The sequence below is a fragment of the Paenibacillus sp. MDV22-iso6 genome, from assembly GCF_058408365.1.
In genome coordinates, this window is the sequence record NZ_JBZVDZ010000001.1 from 259,749 (window position 1) to 279,253 (window position 19,505).

Genomic DNA, 19,505 nt, shown 5'->3' on the forward strand with positions numbered 1-19,505 from the left:
AAAAACATTATCACCATTGAGTTTCCTAGCCTTTCTAACTGAGAAGGAGGATTACATTGAGCATAACAATGTCCCGTGGACAAGCTTATCTGCAACGGTTGAACGATGAACGGAATGTATGGCTGGATGGAGAACGTATTCGCGTAACAGAGCATTCTGCCTTCCGGGGAACCTTACAAACGATTGAAAGTCTGTTCAATCTGGTGGATGATGCGGACACGAGAGAAACAGTGGCTTATTGGGATGAGCAGACGAACGGATATGTACACCAGGCTTTTCGAGTACCCCGCAATGCTCAGGAGATCAGCGGCAGGGCGGCAGCCTTTCGATTGTGGTCTGATCGCACCTACGGGGTAATGAGCCGTCTCTCGGATTACGCCCGATCCCGCCTGACCGGATGGTACGCCACACGGGATGCGATGGCTGCATATGACCCAGCATATGGAGGTAAAATCGCTGCCTATTATGATGAGGCAAAACGGAAGGATGCCTTCCTGACCATTGTGCAGCGTGACCCGCAGATTAATCGTGCTCTGCCTGTAGGGGAAGATGAAGATGCAATGCTTCGAATCATTCGTACCAATACAGAGGGCGTTGTCCTCCGTGGGGCGAAGATGGTGGCGACTGCTGCTCCATATGCGGACGATATCATTGCATATCCGATTCAGCGCATTCCTGGACATCGCCCGGAATTGGCGCATATGGTTATAGTGGCAGCAGGAAGTCCAGGATTACATATGGTATGCAGAGAATCTTTTGCAACATTAGATTCAGATACTGCTCATCCGCTCAGTAGTCAGTATGATGAGATGGATGCTGTATTATTTTTTGACGACGTATTTGTACCTTGGGAGCGTGTACTCCTGCACAACAATCCGGAAGCGGTATGGCAGATTCGCTGCAACGTGGCATCCTCCAGTCTGGCTTATCATCAGAGCATTATTCGGCTGCATTCGAAGCTGGAATTCATTACAGCCATCACGTCTTCCATCGCCAAGGAGATTGGAGTGGATGCCTTCCTGAATGTACAGGAACAGCTTGGGGAGATGATCAGCCAGATGCATACGATTGAAGGACTCATCATCGCATCTGAGGCACAAGCTGCCCCGGATGTTCATGGGAACTGGCTACCATCATTCAAATATATCGAAACAGCCCGTAATCTGGGGAACCATTATTACCCGCGCGCTGTTGAGATTTTGAAGACTATAGCCGCAGGTGGCCTTATTCAGATCCCTTCCGGGAAGCTGGAGCTGGAAGGAAGTATCAGCCCTATGATGAACAAGTATCTTGGAGGCGTAACGATGCAGGCACCAGAGAAGATTCGGTTATTCCAGCTCGCCTGGGAGCTGACAGGAAGTCCGCTGGGAGCCAGACATGATCTGTATGAACGTTTCTATGCCGGTGACCCGGTACGCAATCGGGCGAGTCAGTATGTGCAATATGATAAGGACCGATTATATGCCCGGGTGGAACCCTGGTTACGTAGCAAGTGATGAATGGTACTGAAACTTTACTTATTTTAGCTTTATATTTGAAGCTCTGGCCTGATGCCTGGGCTTTTTATTTAGGTTATCTTTAGAAATGGTTTAGATTGATTTAAGAGACGTAGTATATAGTAGTAACGTATAGACATATGAACAATAACAAATGGAATGTACGGATACGAATTCGAATGAAAACTGAATTTATTGAAATAGGAATGAGAGGATTCGCATGAGATACACACTATTAATTGCAGATGACGAACCCGAAATTGTGGAACTGCTTCAGCTGTACCTCGAGAAGGACTACAACATTGTGACAGCCGTTAATGGAGTAGAGGCGCTAGAGTGTATCCGTTCAACTCAGATTGATCTGGTCATACTGGATATTATGATGCCTGTAATGGATGGACTCCAGCTGATAAAACAAATCAGGTCCACACATCATATGCCTGTTCTGTTCCTGTCGGCCAAAAGCCAGGACCATGACAAAATCCTTGGACTCGGATTGGGTGCTGACGACTACATCTCCAAACCTTTCAATCCTTTGGAAATTGTCGCCAGAGTGGAAGCTTTGCTCAGAAGAGTCAATCAATTTGATGCACCTGACGTGCCTGCTGCTAAGGAGTTAAATCTTGAGCTGGGTGAGCTTAGGCTTGATCGATCCCAATGTATCCTTTTTCGCTCGGGTAAACCTGTGACATTGACCTCTACAGAGTACAAAATCGTGGAGCTTCTGCTGGAGCAGCCAGGCCGTGTTTTCACCCGTAAAAAAATATACGAAGCCGTCTGGGGAGATTATTACGCGCATGAGGACAGTACGATAATGGTACATATCAGTAACATTCGGGAGAAGATCGAGCGCGACTCCAGACAACCGGAATATTTAAAAACGATAAGGGGACTGGGATACAAAATTGAAGCGCCCATGGAAAGCTAGAGAAAAGAGACTATTGCAAACGTCCCTGACACTTGACTTTTTGCTGTTCAACTTCTTTTTGTTGTTACTGGTAGCCATCGTGTACATTATCATTAATCTGGATGTGGTTGATTTCCGCATTTCGGATCAGGTGGTGGATCCTGATCTGAATGTGGAGGCACATGTGTACGTGACAGAACTGGAGAACGAATGGTTGTCCGGTAGTTCCGATGAGACCAATAATACCGAAATTCAGCGTCTGAAGGACAGTGGGGGATGGATTGAAGTGCTGGATGCGGATCGCAGGGTCATTCGTTATATCGGGGACAAGCAGGATACGTTCACTCAGTACAGTGAAGCTGAGCTATATGCAGGACTCGAAAACCGAAATGAACAGCCGTACTATTACTCCATTAGTCCGCTTTCAACAGAGGGAGCTGCAAAGTACGTTTTGCTGAAGATTCCGCGTGACTTGGTCAGTGTACGAATTAATGATAATCAACTGATTACCAATTTGAAGCATCCGTTATCGTTCTACATTATGATCGGGATCGGATTGGTCTTGCTGCTGATATTTGTATACAGCTACTGGGTCGCCCGTCGAATCAAAAAACCGCTGAGTATTCTCTCTCTAGGACTTACCCAGATGATCCAGGGAAATTATAGTACGCGCATGTCCATCTCGGCAGAGAGGGAATTTGTCCAGATTGGAGAAACCTTCAATTATATGGCGGACGTCATTGAGAATACATCTGCGGAGAAACGTTATGCCGAAGAGAGCAAACAGCGATTAATTGTGGATCTGTCACATGATCTCAAGACTCCAATCACCAGTATTCAAGGATACGCTCAGGCTTTGGTGGAAGGGCGGGGGGAAGATAAGGACAGGCAGCAGCGATATCTGGGATATATATACAACAAGTCCGTTCAGGTCGCGCGCATGATTCAGAATATGCTGGAATTGCTCAAAGTGGATTCACCAGATTTCCGTATGCATATTCAACAGCGGGAAATCGGCGAATTTGTACGTGAGATTATGGCTGATACGTATGGTGAGATTGAGCAGAACCATTTTGGCCTGCATGTGCTCGTTCCTGATGAAGAGATCTATGCAAGGTATGATCCGGAACTGTTGTCCAGAGTGATTCAGAACCTGATTACAAACGCCTTGTCCTACAACCCGCGGGGGACGGAGCTGCGTGTGGAGTTAATCCCACTGGACAACCATGTGGTTATCGAGGTTGCTGATACCGGTGTGGGTATCCCTCAAGAGTTGTGGGCAACCATCTTTGATCCATTTGTGCGAGGGGATGAGGCTCGTACGGGAACCGGGGGTACCGGGCTTGGACTAGCAATTGCGCGGCGGAACACCGAGAAAATGGGGGGACGATTAACACTTTCCCAGCGTGGACGAGAGACGACGGTGTTCACTATACAGATTCCGAAATAAAGAACCGACATAAAGGATAAGGTTGACATAAACATTTTGTCATTCTGATCACCATTTGCAAAATGCTCATATAGAAAAGGTTAAGTGGAGGGGAAACTTTTTGTTCAAAGTAAATTCGTTTGTACGTTTCAGTATTGCACTGGCACTGATACTGATCAATATCTATCTGTTATCACGTGTCAGCTTTATTTTCCAACCGCTTGTTACCATGATTACGGTGATTACCGTGCCGATGATGTTGTCCGTATTCTTTTATTATCTGCTGCGGCCGCTCGTCAATTACATGGAAAAAAAGAAGCTGAATCGCACACTTAGCATTTTGTTGATCTATCTGGTGTTTGGTATACTGTTCGCCCTGTTTATTATAGGGTTATGGCCTTCACTACGCGAGCAGTTGATCAACCTGGTAGAAAACGCACCAAATTTAATCAATTCACTGAGTTTGCAGCTTAAAGAGCTCGAGCAGAACGGTGCCATTACGGCTTTGTTCCCGGAAGGGTCGACCCCGTTTTCGCAGATTACGGATTACATTAACAAAGGCTTCACCTTTGTAACGAACTATGTGAGTGGATTCTTCTCACTCATCTCAAGCTTTGCGATTGTTCTGTTCACCTTCCCGATCATTTTGTTCTACATGTTGAAGCAGGGAGAGAAATTCGGTCGTAAGCTGGTGCACATTGCACCAAAACGTTTCCAAAAAGACAGTCGTGATGTGGTACTTGAGATCGATCAGGCGTTAAGCGGCTTTATCGTGGGACGAGTTCTCGTGAATCTGGCTTTGGGCGTTCTGATGTATATCGGTTTCCTGATCATCGGTCTCCCGTATGCACTGCTGTTAACCGTGATTGCGGTCATTATGAACTTTGTTCCGTTTATCGGGGCGATTCTGTCTTCCGTTCCTATTGTTATTATGGGACTGGTGGTATCCCCTTCGGTTGCGATCTGGTCACTCATTATTATTCTGGTAGCGCAGCAAATTCAGGATAATCTGGTTGCACCGTATGTATTCGGCAAAAAACTAGATATTCACCCGCTTACCACCATTATATTGGTGCTGGGTGCAGGGGATCTGGGCGGCATTATTGCCATTCTGATTATCATCCCTGTCTACATGATCGTTAAGATTATTTTGGTTCGAATCTATCAGCTATTCTTCAAGGACAAATGGCAGAATGCTTAAACATTTATAAATGATATAGAAGGAGTGGAAATCATGTCTGAAATCATCCCACAACCATACACTGAACCTGAGTATATTGAGCCACAATCTGTTCAAATGGGCGCCATTCATATTTCCAACGATGTAGTATCCAAAATTGTTGGCATGGCCGCTCAAACTACAGAGGGAATATCCTCCATGTCTGTTGGTCTTACCGAAGGAATCGCCAAGAGTATCAGCGGAAAGAGCTTGCAGAAAGGGATTGACGTTGCGATCAAAGATGACCAGGCATCTATCCAACTGCGAATCAATGTTCAGTTTGGCAAAAAGATGCATGAAGTCTGTCAGGAACTTCAACATAATGTGCAGCAAGCTGTCGAGCAATTAACAGGCATTATGGTGAATGAAATTAAAGTACAAGTGGTAGGCGTGACCATGCAGGAGCAAGTTTAAAGTAGAACGAATAGAACGAACGAATGGAATTCAGTCATAAGCAGGTAGTGATATCCTGTGTAAAAATACAAAAACAGCACTTTCCCATTAGCTGCATAAATGGGAAGGGGCTGTTTTGTGTTTGCGATAATACGTAGGGGCTTCGCCCATAACTTTTTTGAACATTTTCGAGAAAAGCAGCTGGTCGGCATATCCAACGGAACGGGAGATATCCCCAATGGTCAAAGCCGGATCCAGCGTCAGCTCAGCCGCCCTGCGCATGCGGTAATTGACCAGATAAGACTGAATGCTGGTGCCCATCTTGTCTTTGAAGAGAGAACACAAGTAACTGCGCTGTAAGCCAACATGAGACGCAATGGACTGTACGGTTATGGTATTAGCATAATTAATCTCAATGAAATCCATCACCTGAGTGACATAAGTTTCTTTCGTATAGTCCTGGAGCGGAATAGGTCTGTCCTCACAGGCTCGATCAATCAAAATGGAGAAAAACTGAAAGAGCAATCCCGTCATGCTGATCTCCCATCCCTTATGGGTGTTGCGAGAGCTAATCATGCGGTGCAGACAGGAGCGCATCTCGTCATCGTCATTACCCATCTCAAAGATCGGATGGTGCTCAGACAGGCAGGCCTGCTGTAATAACGAAGGGCAGGTGCTTCCTTGGAAAGCAACCCAACTATACTCCCACGGATCATCCTGATCTGCTTCATAATGAACGACAGAATGGGGGACGATGAGGAACCCCTGACCTTTGCGCAGCGTAACCTTTTTGCCTCCAACTTCGAAGGTACCTTTGCCGTCCAATATGTAATGGATTTTGTAATAATCCCGCATGGCCGGGCCGAAGTGGTGACCGGGTGCGCAAGCTTCTGTGCCGTAATGAAGGAGCTGCAGCTCCTGAAAGTGATTGTTTTTGCACATATACGTAATCAAGGCTATTCACTCCTGTTATGAGGTCGTTATACCTTGCATTTTAACATATAAAAGGTGAAAAGGAATCGTTTTATAAATATCATTTGATGAAGATACCAATCATTTTTCCATATCGTTGTAGTGAAATGCCATATCGTTTTACATGGAAAGTGTCTAAGATGAAAGGGTATTCAATAACTTTTACAGGAAAAGAGAGATTAACGATGCCTTATACTGCGAGTGAACAACGATACAGTGAAATGAAGTATGCCCGCTCTGGCAAAACCGGAATTAAGCTGCCGCAAATAGCACTAGGCTTATGGCAGAACTTTGGTGGAAACCGCACCCTGGATATTCAGGAAGAGATGATCCTGCGCGCATTCGATCTGGGGATTAACCATTTCGACTTGGCCAACAATTATGGGCCACCTCCAGGATCAGCCGAAGAGAATTTTGGTGTCATTCTCAAAAAACATCTGCGTCCTTACCGCGACGAACTGCTCATCTCAACCAAGGCAGGTTATCATATGTGGAACGGTCCATACGGCGAATGGGGTTCTCGCAAAAACCTGATTGCCAGTCTGGACCAAAGTCTGAGCCGGATGGGACTGGATTACGTAGATATTTTCTATCATCACCGTCCAGATCCGGAGACACCGCTCGAAGAAACGATGACTGCACTGGATCATATCGTTAGACAGGGTAAAGCCCTGTATGTAGGCTTGTCCAACTATGATGCCGAACAGACGAAAGAAGCAGTTACTATTTTGCGTCGTCTCGGAACACCTTGTCTGGTTCACCAGCCAAACTATTCGATGCTGAATCGCTGGATTGAGGATGGATTGCAGGATGTGCTGGATGAGCACGGCGTAGGATCGATCGCATTCTGTCCGCTTGGCCGGGGACAGTTGACGAATAAATATGTGGACAAAATCAAGGAAGAGCGCGCTAATCCAACAGGAAATCTGAGGAAAGAAGCCTATACAGACGAACGGATCGCCAAGTTCGAAGCACTTCAGGCGGTTGCTGAACGTAGAGGTCAAACGATCTCCCAGTTGGCGCTGAATTGGATTTTGCGTGGTAACCGAGTTACTTCTGCTCTGATCGGCGCAAGCCGTGTGTCCCAGATTGAAGAAAACGTAGCGGCCCTTCAGGCACCAGACCTGACGACAGAAGAGCTGAATGAAATCGAAAGCATCTTGGATGGCATTGGAAACTACGCTTGGTAAACTTGTAACGGAGAGATACGACTTTGGAGATTCAGAGTCATGTCTACAATGATTAATTTGATCCCCATGATATAGATATGTTGGGATAACTAAGGTGTCTTCCTGTAGTCGGGAGGACACTTTTTTTGTCTTACTTATCGTTCTTTATATGTAGAGATAGACCTTTTAGAGCTTCGGCTTAATTGACCTATGTTTATTTTTTTCTTAAACTATTTCATATCATAGCACCAGGTCCTAGGATTTAGGGTATAATATATAGATGCTATACATTTGAAATATGAAGGAGAGGCTCCATTTGAATTTTCAACAGTGGATTTCGCCTGAAACCTATAACCTGACATCCGAGATGGAGAATCACCCGTCGGATCGGGTTGCACTTAGATGGCTGAGCGATCATAAAGAATTGGAAGAGATCACTTATGGTGAGTTATTGAAGCAGGCAAATCGTCTTGCTGGAGGCTTGCGTGATCTTGGTTTGGAGAAGGGCGACCGGGTGCTGGTCATGGTACCACGCCGAATTATTGCCTATGTTATATACATTGCCTGCCTGAAACTGGGGATTGCTGTTATTCCTTCTTCCGAGATGCTGCGTGCGAAAGATCTGGAGTATCGTCTTCGGCATTCCGAGGCCCGGGCTGTCATTGTCTGGTCCGAGACGACTGCTGAAGTTGAAAAAATACATGCAGATCTGCCGGCATTGGCACACCGCATCGTTGCATCACCAAATGGTGATGATAGCGTACCTGGAGAAGGCTGGGTCAATGTACACCAGTTAATGCAAGGCCAATCCGATACGATGGCTGCGGTGGAAACACATCGTGACGATATGGCTATTCTCGCTTATACCTCCGGTACGACTGGTAATCCAAAAGGCGTAGTACATAGTCATGGTTGGGGGTATGCCCATTTACGGATCGCTTCATCGTTATGGCTGGATATTCAGCCTTCGGATACGGTATGGGCAACGGCAGCACCGGGATGGCAAAAATGGATCTGGAGTCCGTTCCTGTCTGTACTCGGAAGAGGGGCTACCGGACTGGTCTACAATGGATCATTCCAACCCAAACGTTATCTGGAACTGTTGCAGGAGCATCAGATCAACGTCTTGTGCTGTACGCCGACGGAATATCGGTTAATGGCCAAAGCAGACGATCTGGGTCACCATGATCTGTCCGCACTGCGCAGCGCCGTGTCTGCTGGTGAGCCGTTGAATCAGGAAGTAATTGAAATTTTCCAGCGTCACTTTGACCTGACGATCCGGGACGGATATGGACAAACCGAGAGCACGCTGCTGATCGGCAGCTTAAAAGATGCTCCCGTACGAATTGGTTCTATGGGGCAGTCCATTACACCAGGCCTTATTGAGATCGTCAATGAAGAGGGACAACTTGTACCTGCTGGTGAAGTAGGAGATATCGCAGTGCATAAGGATATGCCAGCCTTGTTCCGTGCCTATTACCAGGATGAGGGACGGAAGGAAGCGAATCAGCGTGGGGATTATTTTGTAACAGGTGACCGCGCACGCAAAGACGAAGAAGGCTACTTCTGGTTTGAAGGTCGAAGTGATGATATCATTATCAGTTCGGGATACACGATTGGACCGTTCGAGGTGGAAGAAGCGTTGATGAAACACGCCAGCGTGAAGGAATGTGCGGTCGTAGCGAGTCCTGATGAGATCCGTGGTAACGTAGTGAAAGCATTTGTAGTGCTGAGAGACGAGTCTCTCGCATCACCAGAACTGGCGCGTGAACTGCAAAACCATGTGAAGGAATGGACAGCACCCTACAAATATCCACGTAAAATTGAGTTTGTAGCCGATCTGCCGAAAACAAACTCAGGAAAAATCCGCCGGATCGAGCTGCGTGAGCAGGAGAAACGCAAGGCTTAAATGATTGTGCAGCAGCAATAGTATTCAAATATGAAACAGGAGTGAACACAACCATGAGTAATTTTGAACAAACCTTTGAAAAATCGTTGGAACAATACGCAGAGCTGGTTGTCAAAGTCGGCGTAAATATTCAGAAAGGACAGGATCTGCTCGTAACGGCACCCATCGAAACATTGGAATTCACCCGTCTGATCGTGCAAAAAGCGTATGCGGCTGGCGCCAAGTATGTACAGGTTGATTTTGATGATGACGATATTACACGCAGCCGTTTTGAACATGGCTCTGATGACAGTTTTGATTATTACCCGGCCTGGAAGGCGGAAATGATGGAGAAGTTTGCAGAAGCAGGCGGCGCTACGCTCACGATCAAAGTACCTGACCCTGAATTATACAAAGGCATCAATTCCGACAATGTTTCGCGTGCAACCAAAGCGGCGGCTCATGCACGTCGCGGATTTTCGAAATATACACGTAACCACGAAATTAGCTGGTGTCTGATCAAAGCGCCAACCAAGGCGTGGGCGAACAAAGTATTTGCCGACATTCCAGAGGAAGATCGCATTAACGTGATGTGGGAAACCATCTTCAAAATGAACCGTGTCGATGGCGGAGACGCTATTCAGAACTGGAAAAAACATCTGGACACCCTGAATGCCATGAGTGATTTGCTGAACAAGAAAAATTATAAAAGCTTGCACTACCGCGCACCCGGAACGGATTTGAAAATCGAACTGGTAAACAACCATATCTGGGGTGGCGGCGGTAGCGAAAACAAGCAAGGTGTGTATACCGTTGCGAACATGCCGACAGAAGAAGTATTTACAATGCCGAAGCGCAGTGGAGTCAACGGATTTGTCAGCAGCACGATGCCGCTGAACCTGAATGGTCAACTAGTGGACCAGATGAGAATTACGTTTAAGGATGGACAGGTCGTTGCTTTTACAGCAGCTTCGGGTGAAGAGCATCTTAAAAACCTGTTTGCCACCGATGAAGGTGCACGTTATCTTGGCGAAGTTGCCCTCGTGCCGCATGATTCGCCAATCTCCAACTTGAATCGTATTTTCTATAATACCGGTATTGACGAGAATGCATCCTGCCATCTGGCCGTAGGAAGTGCATACCCGTTCAACATGAAGGATGGTACGACGATGTCTAACGAGGAATTGCTGAAACATGAATGCAACGTTAGTCTGACCCATGTGGACTTTATGATCGGCTCCGCAGAGCTCGACATTGATGGTGAGTTGCAGGATGGAACGGTGGAACCTGTATTCCGCAAAGGGAACTGGGCATTTTAATTGGTGAAAACAAGGCAATAAGTTAGAAACAAAGGCGACTTCAACGTTGAAGTCGCTTTTGTTGTTTTTGGCATCCACAACTTTAAATGATTTATAGCGGCTTAACGGGTACACATATTTCGCAAAAATCCAGAAGAAGCAGATCACCGGCATACCTTTCCAAAATGGGTTTGTTGTCCATAATACAACCATTGCTCTGCAAATACGGGAAAATCTCGGTCCAGGCTTGCTGCACATCTTCTGCTGTGTGTTTGACTTTGCAAACCAGATATTGCCCGCCAGGAAGTTCAGTTTCTTCAAGTTGGGGAGTCGACTCATCCAGGCAGTAATCCTCTGATATGACAATACATGCATCATACCTGCATTGAGAGGGGAGGGTGGTTTCCGGGTTATCCTGCGGAATGCCGAACAAGATGGTCGAGCTTGTAAGCAGGCCTTGGGATCTTGCCCAGGTCTTTAATGTTTCCATCGCGTGACTGTTAGCAGGACCATACGGACCCACTTGTCGTACATAAGCAATTCGGGAGGTTGGCAGGTTTTCGATGTGGAATTCCATTGGTGTTCATTCCTTTCGTTACGATTATGGGTTACATCTCGAATGCTATCATGGTATAAAAAAATATTCATATGTATTTTTGGAAAAAGAAAGATTGGTTTGACGTGCGATTTGTTTATTCTAGGGAAATAGGAAAGAGGCCGATGATCTGATCATCGACCTCTCTTTTGTAATGGAATCAGTGAAAAGTTACGGATGTCACATTCCCAATTTATTCGGCATGCATTTTGTTGAAGCTTACATATTCGTTAATCGGTTTGCGGTATCCGCGCGGACGTTGTTTGGCTTCGGACTTTTTGCCGATTGTAATTAGCATGGCAGGTACATAATGGTCGGGAATATCCAGACTGCGTTGCAACTCTTCCGCGTCGAAGCCAATCATGGGGCAGGTGTCCCAACCACGATCCTGAGCGATAAGCATCAATTGCATCGCTGACAGGCTGGCATTACGAATTGCATCTTCTCTCTGGAAGAACCTTCCCCGCGTTTCGTAAAATTCGATGACACTCTGTGATTCTTGCTCGTATTGAAACGGAGTCATCGCACCAAGGTTCAGCAGGCCCTCATTGATTGTGCGGATGTGATGGTGTGCGTTGACATCGCCGAGGACAACAATGACCGCAGAGGCCGTTTTTACTTTATATTGCTGGGAAGCTTCATAGACTTTTTCTTTCTGAGCCGGGTCCGTCAGCACAAGATAGTGCGTATGCTGGAGGTTAAAGGCGGAAGGTGCGAATTTGTTCAAGGCAAACATCTCTTGCAATTCTGACTCTGGAATCTCAATTCCTTCTTCAAAAATAACGGCCGATCTACGGTTTTTGACCAGATTCTCCAATTCACTCATGGTAGTTTCCCTCGCTTATGTATGGTTTATAAACTGACTATAACACACTAAGTTACTTTATGTAAGTATTATTTTTGAATAAGACAAGATCTGCCTGCCATACGATAAAATAAAACAGAAGAGGTGATTCATGAAAACATTCATCACTAGGTACAGAGCTGGAAAGTCACGAAATGAATTTCAGGTATACGTCATCGAATCTTCCACGCTGAAACGTTTTTTGGTGGTGGAGATGGTACTGGGAACCATTGCCTACAATGTTGCGCTTTTTTGGTTTCATAATGCACTTCTTGCTGGCGTTGGTTCCTGGGCCGGAACGGAAAGTGTGAAGAGGCTGCCAGTCGTTTTCAGAAAAATAGCAGGTCGGCAGGAAGGTTCAGGGAGCATGAGCATGTTCTTTACTTAAGGAATAGACGGCTTATGGGCCTCTGGCTCTCTTTTTCAATCGTAAGGGACTCCGGACACGTTATTTCCTAAAATGCTCCGAAAGACGTTACATATGGCCTAAACCTCGTTATAACGTGTCTGAGGTTCCTTAGCATTTTGCAGGCGCTTCTTCAACCTCTCATACACGACTCATCTTTTTTTACACTCCATGTCTTCTGCTCCAACCTCGAACGAGGAGAGAGGAACGCCATTTTTATATAAGTCTGGCGGCCAGTCATCTCACCATTGTACCCCGCAAAAAAATTCCAACAATCTCCTTACCTAAATTTAAAGTGGAATCATGTTCTTTTAATGTATCTACCTTATTGCCGATGACCATCATTGTTGAGAAAGTTTGCGCGAGAAGCATGGAATTGTTGCTTCGAAGAAGGTTATTATCCATCGCATCTTTAAAATAATCAGCCAGCTCTACGTAAATTTTATTTTCCGCTGCTCTGATTTCCTCAATCTGTTTCTCACTCAAATATCTCTCCGCATCTTTGAGCAGAGTCTCAATCTCCGCATGAGGATTAGCTAACCTTGCTTCTGCCAAATGGAGCAGTCCTGTTTCCAGATTGTCTGCTTCTCTTAATAATCGTGACGTAGCTTGGTGCACATGTTTAAACATGGTCGTAACTGCGATCTTAAAAAGTTCCGGTTTACTGGTGAAGTGATAATAAATGGATGGTTTAGACACATTGCAAGCTTTAGCGATCTGTTGGAGTGAGACAGGTTCATACCCATGCTCCATAAAGAGTTTGGCGGCCGTTTGAAGAATTATTTCTTGTACGGGTAAATCCTCTCCTGCTTGTTTGGGTCTTCCTGGTGAGCGATGTGAATCTGTATTCATTTTCATCATTACCTCCGTGAATATTTAATGACAACTTATCCATTGAATAAGATTAGACTTGTAATTTTACTTACCGGTAAATATAATTTACTAGAACTGAAGCTACAATTCAATGATAACCTAATCCAAAATAATATTGAAAGAGGTTTTAACTTTGGCAAAAACAGAGAAAAAAAACAAATGGACTAAAATATTGATATGGGGAGTTTCCCTCATTGTAATTGTAATCATTGGCTTATTGGTATACCTCAATTCGATAACCTACAGTCCTTCCAATCAAGCAGAACTCGCATTTCAGAATGATAATCAGGTCATAGTAACAGAGATCAAAGACGGTTATAAATTTGAGCCACAAACCGGGAAAGTAATTGAACCGAATATTATTTTTTATCCTGGAGGTTTAGTAGAACCGGAAAGCTACTCACCATTTGCCAGAGAACTGGCTCAACGGGGACATCGCGTATATATTGCGGAAATGCCACTGAATCTAGCCATTTTCGGTCAAAATAAAGCGGACTCCTTTCTTGAAGAACACCCAGACGAATCATTTGTTATTGGGGGTCACTCTTTAGGAGGTTCATTTGCAGCGAGATATGCTTCGGAACACAGTGAGAAGCTTAAGGGTGTATTTTTCTTGGCTTCTTATGCGGATGAGGGCGGATCCATAAAAGACACTGATTTATCTGTTTTGCAAATTACAGGTACAGCAGATGGAGTTCTCAATAAAGAAGCTTGGGAAAGTGCCAAAACCAATCTACCTGCTGACACTTTGTATGTCGGTGTAGAAGGAGGGAACCATGGCCAATTTGGCTCTTATGGGAAGCAAAAAGGGGACAATGATCCAGCGATTGAGGAAGAGCAGCAATTAAAACAGGTCGTTGATGCTGTAGAGGAATGGAGCACAGAACTGAATAGTAAACCTTAAATCTGCTATGAATCGAACTTAACCTTTACATCAATGTGGTTGAGCTGATCCTTATCTTTTCGATTTGGAGAACGATTAAAATGTTGTAGATATAATGCAACAGGACGGCGCCCGAAATCGGGCCCCGTCCTGTTAGTTGTATCTGTAATTTACATACGATAGTCATATGAGAGTGGAATGAATACCTTTTGTCATCAGATTTCTACTGTTTTATTTGGCGCGCTCCAGGTACTGTTCAAGTGTAAGGTTCTGACTCGTAATTTCACCCGCAATATACACGCCAACATAACGCACATGCCATGGCTCATAAGAATAGCCTGTCAGTTTCTCCTGATCTTTGCCATAACGAATGATAAATCCGTATTTATGTGCATTGGCTTTCAGCCATTTGCCTTCCTTGGTGTTTCCAAAGCTTTGTTGCAAATCATATCCCGCTGATGCACTGGAGATATCCATCGCAAGACCCGTCTGATGTTCACTTTGTCCAGGACGAGCACTGGTTTTATTCGCAACGGCTTCGCCTTTGATACTTGCATTACGGTCAAAAATGGATTTTTGGGTAGCATAAGAGCGATAACCGGACACGGCTTTGATATCAATGCCGTCTTTTTTTGCTGCTGCGAACAAGTTCTCAATTGCTGTGGCAGCTACTTTACGCATTTGCTTTTTCGGACTGGAGCCGGAGAAGCTAAATGGGATGTTAGGAACAACCAGATCCTGAGGGGCATAGGTTGAAGGCAGGTTTCTCTTTTTATTCACTAGCACAACCGTGCTTGATAGATTTGTTACCGTTGCCAGGCCACTGCTGCTCGTTTTGATTGTGCGTCCAGGTGCATTATCGTGCAGGAATTGAGTGAAGCTGGAGCTGGCAGCAGATGCGACCGGATTCAGTTCCTTAGTGAAGGGCAGCGTTGTGAATGCTGAGCCTGCTACGACAGAACCTATAAGTATCGTGGATACGATGGATTTACGTGTAAAAGATTTCATGATGTGTGTTCCTCCTCGGGTTATATCAATCTCGTTCTTTGGTATATACCGAGTATACTAGAGGATTATATCCATAGGTTCTCCAATTGTTTCCGAGTTGTAAACAAAGTTTGCGAGATTCATAGCTTTTAATTGTCTGACGAGAAAAAGAGCACAAAAAAAGACTCTGCACCTTTTGTGCAAAGTCTTTCTGTATACATAGATAGGCGAATCAAATGCTCATTATTTCAGCCACAAACTTTTGAATTACAGCTCGCATGAAACAGAATTGCCGGAGCTTCCAGCAGCCACAGCGCGAGCATCCCGAACACGGACATTGCTGCTGAGTACACCGGAATCACTGCTTAGTTTGAAGGAAGGATAGTTAAGTTCCGTGTCCAGCTTCATGTGCTGCTCCAGGTTTAACTGTTGTTTCGGATCGACATAGAATGGCACCAGATTGGTTTCAATTTGTACATCTAGAGCTTCGGGTTCATCCACGATAAGTATGGCGATAATTCCGTTACAGCCACAACCTTCCATGTCATAGATCACTTTGAAATAACCGGGCTGATCATTCAGGCTTTCAGTTAATCGCGCAGCAGCCAAATCTGTAATTTGAATATGCATATCGCTACACTCCTTTATATGTTGGCACGATTGTAATGGTAAATGGATTAATTCAACTTCTACTGTCATTATACCACTTTGGCAAAAATCAAAGCATTTATTTTCTTGACTGATCAGTCTGGAAGCCATAATGATTCCGTTCATCAAGGAAGCGTTATGGAGCGGCGTTAAACGATTCGTCTTGCTTGGCAGTGCTTCCGTTGATGAAGACGGACCTATATTTGGCAAAGTACATCAAAGCTTGAAGGAGCTTGCTCCTGAGTGGACTGTACTACAGCCTTCCTATTTTATGGAGAACTTTACAGAGGGACCGCATCGGGAGACGATGAAGCAGTTGGGTAAAATCTACAGTGCTGCTGGTGATGGTAAAATTGGTTTTGTCAGCGCAGATGATATCGCAGCAGTTGCCTTCTTTGCTCTGACAGATGTTGTCCCCCATAATACAGCTCATATCATTACGGGGCCAGAGACATTGTCTTATGGGCAAGTTGCGGACATCCTTAGTCGTTTATTGGATCAGCGTATTCAGCATGAATCATTGTCGGATGCAGAACTGAGAAATAGCCTGATTCAGGCGGGAATGTCAGAAGATTACGCCACGGCTCTGGCAGGGCTGGATGTATTCATCCGTGAGGAAGGAAGAGAAGATCAAACGACGGAGACGGTATTGAAAGTCACAGGGCAAAGCCCGGTTTCTCTGGAGCAATTTATTAGGCAGCATATGCATTAAGGGAAATGATATAAGAATTATTATAAAAATATTGGAAGCAAATTCTGCTGAATAACAAGAAGACGGTGCCGGAACGCCCGTCTTTTTTGCTGATTGTTCAACCTTTAACAATACCCCAATCCAGCACGGTGATTATATGTGTACGCTTTTGGGGAAATAGATGAGAATGAATGTTTGATAAAAGGAGAGAAGAGAACGGATGATTCAGTTCGAAAATGTATCCAAGCAATACCCTGATGGAACCCATGCTCTGCGTCAGGTTAATCTCAACATTAACAAGGGAGAGCTGTTCGTCATGATTGGTCCGAGCGGTTGCGGCAAAACCACAATGCTCAAAATGATCAATCGTCTGATCGAGCGGACAGATGGGACCGTACGAATTAATGAACGACCTATCGATGAATATAACATTCATGAATTGCGGTGGAATATCGGATATGTGCTGCAACAGATTGCGTTGTTCCCACATATGACGATTGCCGAAAATATTGCGGTTGTTCCTGAACTCCGAAAGTGGAAGTCAGAGCAAATCAAGGATCGCGTACATACTTTGCTGGACATGGTCGGACTGAAAGGTACCACATACAGTGATCGCAAGCCTGCTGAGCTATCTGGTGGACAACAACAGAGAATCGGTGTATTGCGCGCACTCGCTGCCGATCCCGAAATTGTACTGATGGATGAACCGTTCAGTGCACTTGACCCGATGAGCCGCGAGAAATTGCAAGACGATATTCTGGATATTCAGCGTCAGATGAAGAAGACGATTGTATTTGTTACCCATGATATTCAGGAAGCGATGAAGCTGGGTGATCGTATCTGTATCATGAAGGATGGGCAAGTGTTACAGGTAGGCACCCCGGAAGAACTAATCCAGCAGCCAGCGAATGAATTTGTACGTGACTTTGTTGGCGGTTCTGGTTCGGATAGGAGTTCACAGCCTGTATCTGATGGGGACGACCCAATGTATGAATTAAGAGCGGGCTCCGGCGAACAAGAACGACTGACTTCAATATTTGATCTTGAATCGATCATGTCCCCGCTCTCACCCGGGCATGTGCCGAAGTCAGCCAAAACGGCTGTTCCCGTATCGATTACGCTGCCGGATTTTGTGGAAATCATGGCTTCTCATGATCATTTACTGGTCGAGAAAGACCACCAGATTATAGGACAGGTGAGTCGAGCCGATCTGATCCGGTACTGGTCCGGACAGTTGCAGGAACGGGGTGAAGCACATGAGTAGATTTACGGAAGTGTTCAGCGAGCGGAAAGGACAGTTGTTGTCTGCCCTCCTTGAGCATATTCAGATCTCATTTATCGCATTGTTCTTTGCCGTTCTGATCGCTATCCCGCTTGGCATTTATCTGACACGCAAGCCAAGAGTGGCTGAGCCGATTATTGGGGTAACAGCCGTACTGCAAACGATCCCGTCTCTGGCCCTACTGGGATTGCTCATTCCTTTATTCGGCATCGGTACATTTCCTGCGATTGTTGCGCTTGTAGTGTATGCCCTGCTTCCGGTACTCCGCAACACGTATACGGGCATATCGGAAGTCGATCCTTCCATGGTCGAGGCAGCGAATGCGATGGGCATGAACAGTCGTCAACGTCTCACCAAAGTAGAGCTACCACTCGCGATGCCTGTCATTATGGCAGGCATTCGTACCGCAATGGTTCTGATTGTAGGTACAGCAACGCTTGCAGCCCTGATTGGCGCAGGAGGTCTGGGTGAACTCATTTTGCTAGGTATTGATCGAAATGATACGGCATTGATTATTCTGGGAGCCATCCCAGCCGCATTGCTTGCCATTTTGTTTGATGTGCTGCTCCGCCAGTTCCAACGTTTATCATTCAAGAAAACGCTGGTCACTCTCGGAACACTCGCTCTGGTGGCCGTTCTGGTAATCACGATTCCTTGGCTCTCCCGTGGAGGGCAAAAAGATCTGGTTATTGCTGGAAAGCTGGGTGCCGAACCAGAGATTCTGATTAATATGTACAAATTGCTCATTGAAAAAGATACCGATCTGAAGGTTGAATTGAAACCAGGATTGGGGAAAACCACATTTCTATTCAATGCACTGAAATCAGGTGATATTGATATTTATCCGGAATTTACGGGTACCGCCATATCGGAATTTATGAAGGAAACCGCCGTCAGCACAGATCGCACAGAAGTGTATGAACAGGCAAGGGACGGGATGTTAAGCCAGTTCAATATGGTTCTTCTGAACCCGATGGATTACAACAATACGTATACGTTGGCCGTGCCTCAGAAGGTTGCCGATCAGTATAATCTGAAGACGATATCAGATCTCAAGTCAGTACAGCAGCAGATCAAGGCAGGATTCACACTGGAATTCTCTGATCGGGAAGACGGTTATGTTGGAATTCAGAAGAAGTATGGCATCAAATTCCCGAACGTAGCCACAATGGAACCGAAACTGCGTTATGCAGCCGTGCAGCGCGGAGATATCAATTTGCTGGATGCTTACTCCACAGACAGTGAACTGAGACAGTATAAACTCGTTGTGCTGGAGGATGATCAGGAATTGTTCCCGCCATATCAGGGGGCGCCGATGCTCCGCAAAGAAACGGCAGACCAATATCCGCAGCTTGTGGAGGTACTGAATCAACTTGCAGGCCGGATCACAGACGATGAGATGCGTCAAATGAATTACGAAGTGAACGTTAATGGAGCGAGTCCAGAACAAGTGGCAACGGATTATCTGCAAAATGCAGGGTTATTATAGCTTGATATTTACGGTTATTCATGAAGAGGAGGAACT

Annotated in this window: 19 protein-coding genes; 13 read left to right on the top strand and 6 right to left on the bottom strand. The window is 45.5% G+C overall.

Annotation, left to right across the window (positions count from 1 at the left end; translation table 11 throughout):
• Nucleotides 1–68 precede the first annotated feature (68 nt).
• From AC4PM4_RS01225 to AC4PM4_RS01245, 5 genes are all read left to right on the top strand, one after another.
• A complete protein-coding gene (locus AC4PM4_RS01225; RefSeq protein WP_491613049.1) occupies nucleotides 69–1,496 on the top strand; it encodes a 4-hydroxyphenylacetate 3-hydroxylase family protein in 1,428 nt (475 codons plus the stop codon).
• A 220-nt stretch (nucleotides 1,497–1,716) separates the two neighbouring features.
• Nucleotides 1,717–2,424, top strand: a complete 708-nt coding sequence (locus tag AC4PM4_RS01230; RefSeq protein WP_064638805.1) for a response regulator transcription factor — start codon at nucleotides 1,717–1,719, stop codon at nucleotides 2,422–2,424.
• Complete coding sequence (locus AC4PM4_RS01235) at nucleotides 2,402–3,853, top strand: sensor histidine kinase (protein ID WP_072732604.1); 1,452 nt, start codon at nucleotides 2,402–2,404, stop codon at nucleotides 3,851–3,853. The genes AC4PM4_RS01230 and AC4PM4_RS01235 overlap by 23 nt, the downstream gene beginning before the upstream one ends.
• Before the next feature lie 100 nt (nucleotides 3,854–3,953).
• A complete protein-coding gene (locus tag AC4PM4_RS01240) occupies nucleotides 3,954–5,033 on the top strand; it encodes an AI-2E family transporter (protein WP_063563459.1) in 1,080 nt (359 codons plus the stop codon).
• Nucleotides 5,034–5,066: 33 nt separating this feature from the next.
• Complete coding sequence (locus AC4PM4_RS01245; RefSeq protein WP_053782092.1) at nucleotides 5,067–5,465, top strand: Asp23/Gls24 family envelope stress response protein; 399 nt, start codon at nucleotides 5,067–5,069, stop codon at nucleotides 5,463–5,465.
• Nucleotides 5,466–5,552: 87 nt separating this feature from the next.
• On the opposite strand, the gene AC4PM4_RS01250 is transcribed toward AC4PM4_RS01245, so the two are convergent.
• Nucleotides 5,553–6,398 carry an AraC family transcriptional regulator gene (locus AC4PM4_RS01250; RefSeq protein ID WP_491612506.1) on the bottom strand — a complete coding sequence of 282 codons (846 nt, stop codon included), beginning with the start codon at nucleotides 6,396–6,398 and terminating at the stop codon, nucleotides 5,553–5,555.
• 203 nt (nucleotides 6,399–6,601) lie between these two features.
• Here AC4PM4_RS01250 and AC4PM4_RS01255 point away from each other — a divergent pair, with 203 nt between their 5' ends.
• The 3 genes from AC4PM4_RS01255 to AC4PM4_RS01265 all read left to right on the top strand — a co-directional run bounded on the left by AC4PM4_RS01255 (nucleotide 6,602) and on the right by AC4PM4_RS01265 (nucleotide 10,792).
• Nucleotides 6,602–7,606, top strand: a complete 1,005-nt coding sequence (locus AC4PM4_RS01255) for an aldo/keto reductase (protein WP_072732606.1) — start codon at nucleotides 6,602–6,604, stop codon at nucleotides 7,604–7,606.
• Between the two features lie 346 nt (nucleotides 7,607–7,952).
• Complete coding sequence (locus AC4PM4_RS01260) at nucleotides 7,953–9,494, top strand: acetate--CoA ligase (protein ID WP_491613050.1); 1,542 nt, start codon at nucleotides 7,953–7,955, stop codon at nucleotides 9,492–9,494.
• A gap of 53 nt (nucleotides 9,495–9,547) precedes the next feature.
• A complete protein-coding gene (locus AC4PM4_RS01265) occupies nucleotides 9,548–10,792 on the top strand; it encodes an aminopeptidase (RefSeq protein ID WP_064638801.1) in 1,245 nt (414 codons plus the stop codon).
• Nucleotides 10,793–10,883: 91 nt separating this feature from the next.
• On the opposite strand, the gene AC4PM4_RS01270 is transcribed toward AC4PM4_RS01265, so the two are convergent.
• Both AC4PM4_RS01270 and AC4PM4_RS01275 read right to left on the bottom strand, forming a co-directional pair.
• A complete protein-coding gene (locus tag AC4PM4_RS01270; protein ID WP_491612507.1) occupies nucleotides 10,884–11,348 on the bottom strand; it encodes an AraC family transcriptional regulator in 465 nt (154 codons plus the stop codon).
• A gap of 211 nt (nucleotides 11,349–11,559) precedes the next feature.
• On the bottom strand, nucleotides 11,560–12,192 hold the full coding sequence (locus AC4PM4_RS01275) for a nitroreductase family protein (protein WP_063563466.1): 633 nt from the start codon (nucleotides 12,190–12,192) through the stop codon (nucleotides 11,560–11,562).
• 130 nt (nucleotides 12,193–12,322) lie between these two features.
• Here AC4PM4_RS01275 and AC4PM4_RS01280 point away from each other — a divergent pair, with 130 nt between their 5' ends.
• Entirely contained in the window at nucleotides 12,323–12,598 is a 276-nt protein-coding gene (locus AC4PM4_RS01280) for a hypothetical protein (RefSeq protein ID WP_064638798.1), read from the top strand.
• A 255-nt stretch (nucleotides 12,599–12,853) separates the two neighbouring features.
• Here the strand turns inward: AC4PM4_RS01280 and AC4PM4_RS01285 are convergent, their stop codons facing one another.
• Nucleotides 12,854–13,474, bottom strand: coding sequence for a TetR/AcrR family transcriptional regulator (locus AC4PM4_RS01285; protein WP_491612509.1), 621 nt, complete (start codon nucleotides 13,472–13,474; stop codon nucleotides 12,854–12,856).
• Nucleotides 13,475–13,622: 148 nt separating this feature from the next.
• On the opposite strand from AC4PM4_RS01285, the gene AC4PM4_RS01290 reads away from it, so the two are divergent.
• Entirely contained in the window at nucleotides 13,623–14,393 is a 771-nt protein-coding gene (locus tag AC4PM4_RS01290) for an alpha/beta fold hydrolase (RefSeq protein WP_491612510.1), read from the top strand.
• A 210-nt stretch (nucleotides 14,394–14,603) separates the two neighbouring features.
• Here the strand turns inward: AC4PM4_RS01290 and AC4PM4_RS01295 are convergent, their stop codons facing one another.
• The gene (locus tag AC4PM4_RS01295) at nucleotides 14,604–15,380 is read right to left on the bottom strand and encodes a M15 family metallopeptidase (RefSeq protein ID WP_064638795.1); all 777 of its coding nucleotides are present in this window, start codon (nucleotides 15,378–15,380) and stop codon (nucleotides 14,604–14,606) included.
• Nucleotides 15,381–15,626: 246 nt separating this feature from the next.
• Nucleotides 15,627–15,989 carry an iron-sulfur cluster biosynthesis family protein gene (locus AC4PM4_RS01300; protein ID WP_072732612.1) on the bottom strand — a complete coding sequence of 121 codons (363 nt, stop codon included), beginning with the start codon at nucleotides 15,987–15,989 and terminating at the stop codon, nucleotides 15,627–15,629.
• Nucleotides 15,990–16,119: 130 nt separating this feature from the next.
• On the opposite strand from AC4PM4_RS01300, the gene AC4PM4_RS01305 reads away from it, so the two are divergent.
• The 3 genes from AC4PM4_RS01305 to opuFB all read left to right on the top strand — a co-directional run bounded on the left by AC4PM4_RS01305 (nucleotide 16,120) and on the right by opuFB (nucleotide 19,469).
• A complete protein-coding gene (locus tag AC4PM4_RS01305) occupies nucleotides 16,120–16,719 on the top strand; it encodes a Rossmann-fold NAD(P)-binding domain-containing protein (RefSeq protein WP_491612512.1) in 600 nt (199 codons plus the stop codon).
• Nucleotides 16,720–16,918: 199 nt separating this feature from the next.
• On the top strand, nucleotides 16,919–17,962 hold the full coding sequence (locus tag AC4PM4_RS01310) for an ABC transporter ATP-binding protein (RefSeq protein ID WP_063563472.1): 1,044 nt from the start codon (nucleotides 16,919–16,921) through the stop codon (nucleotides 17,960–17,962).
• The gene (gene opuFB, locus AC4PM4_RS01315; RefSeq protein WP_491612515.1) at nucleotides 17,955–19,469 is read left to right on the top strand and encodes an osmoprotectant update ABC transporter permease/substrate-binding subunit OpuFB; all 1,515 of its coding nucleotides are present in this window, start codon (nucleotides 17,955–17,957) and stop codon (nucleotides 19,467–19,469) included. The genes AC4PM4_RS01310 and opuFB overlap by 8 nt, the downstream gene beginning before the upstream one ends.
• The last annotated feature ends 36 nt before the right edge of the window (nucleotides 19,470–19,505 follow it).

Bases quoted from the DNA above. Each gene is read 5' to 3' on its own strand.
- AC4PM4_RS01225 (WP_491613049.1), top strand. From the start codon at position 69: ATGTCCCGTGGACAAGCTTATCTGCAACGGTTGAACGATGAACGGAAT.
- AC4PM4_RS01230 (WP_064638805.1), top strand. From the start codon at position 1,717: ATGAGATACACACTATTAATTGCAGATGACGAACCCGAAATTGTGGAA.
- AC4PM4_RS01245 (WP_053782092.1), top strand. From the start codon at position 5,067: ATGTCTGAAATCATCCCACAACCATACACTGAACCTGAGTATATTGAG.
- AC4PM4_RS01255 (WP_072732606.1), top strand. From the start codon at position 6,602: ATGCCTTATACTGCGAGTGAACAACGATACAGTGAAATGAAGTATGCC.
- AC4PM4_RS01260 (WP_491613050.1), top strand. From the start codon at position 7,953: ATGGAGAATCACCCGTCGGATCGGGTTGCACTTAGATGGCTGAGCGAT.
- AC4PM4_RS01265 (WP_064638801.1), top strand. From the start codon at position 9,548: ATGAGTAATTTTGAACAAACCTTTGAAAAATCGTTGGAACAATACGCA.
- AC4PM4_RS01270 (WP_491612507.1), bottom strand. From the start codon at position 11,348: ATGGAATTCCACATCGAAAACCTGCCAACCTCCCGAATTGCTTATGTA.
- AC4PM4_RS01275 (WP_063563466.1), bottom strand. From the start codon at position 12,192: ATGAGTGAATTGGAGAATCTGGTCAAAAACCGTAGATCGGCCGTTATT.
- AC4PM4_RS01280 (WP_064638798.1), top strand. From the start codon at position 12,323: ATGAAAACATTCATCACTAGGTACAGAGCTGGAAAGTCACGAAATGAA.
- AC4PM4_RS01285 (WP_491612509.1), bottom strand. From the start codon at position 13,474: ATGAAAATGAATACAGATTCACATCGCTCACCAGGAAGACCCAAACAA.
- AC4PM4_RS01295 (WP_064638795.1), bottom strand. From the start codon at position 15,380: ATGAAATCTTTTACACGTAAATCCATCGTATCCACGATACTTATAGGT.
- AC4PM4_RS01300 (WP_072732612.1), bottom strand. From the start codon at position 15,989: ATGCATATTCAAATTACAGATTTGGCTGCTGCGCGATTAACTGAAAGC.
- AC4PM4_RS01305 (WP_491612512.1), top strand. From the start codon at position 16,120: ATGATTCCGTTCATCAAGGAAGCGTTATGGAGCGGCGTTAAACGATTC.
- AC4PM4_RS01310 (WP_063563472.1), top strand. From the start codon at position 16,919: ATGATTCAGTTCGAAAATGTATCCAAGCAATACCCTGATGGAACCCAT.
- opuFB (WP_491612515.1), top strand. From the start codon at position 17,955: ATGAGTAGATTTACGGAAGTGTTCAGCGAGCGGAAAGGACAGTTGTTG.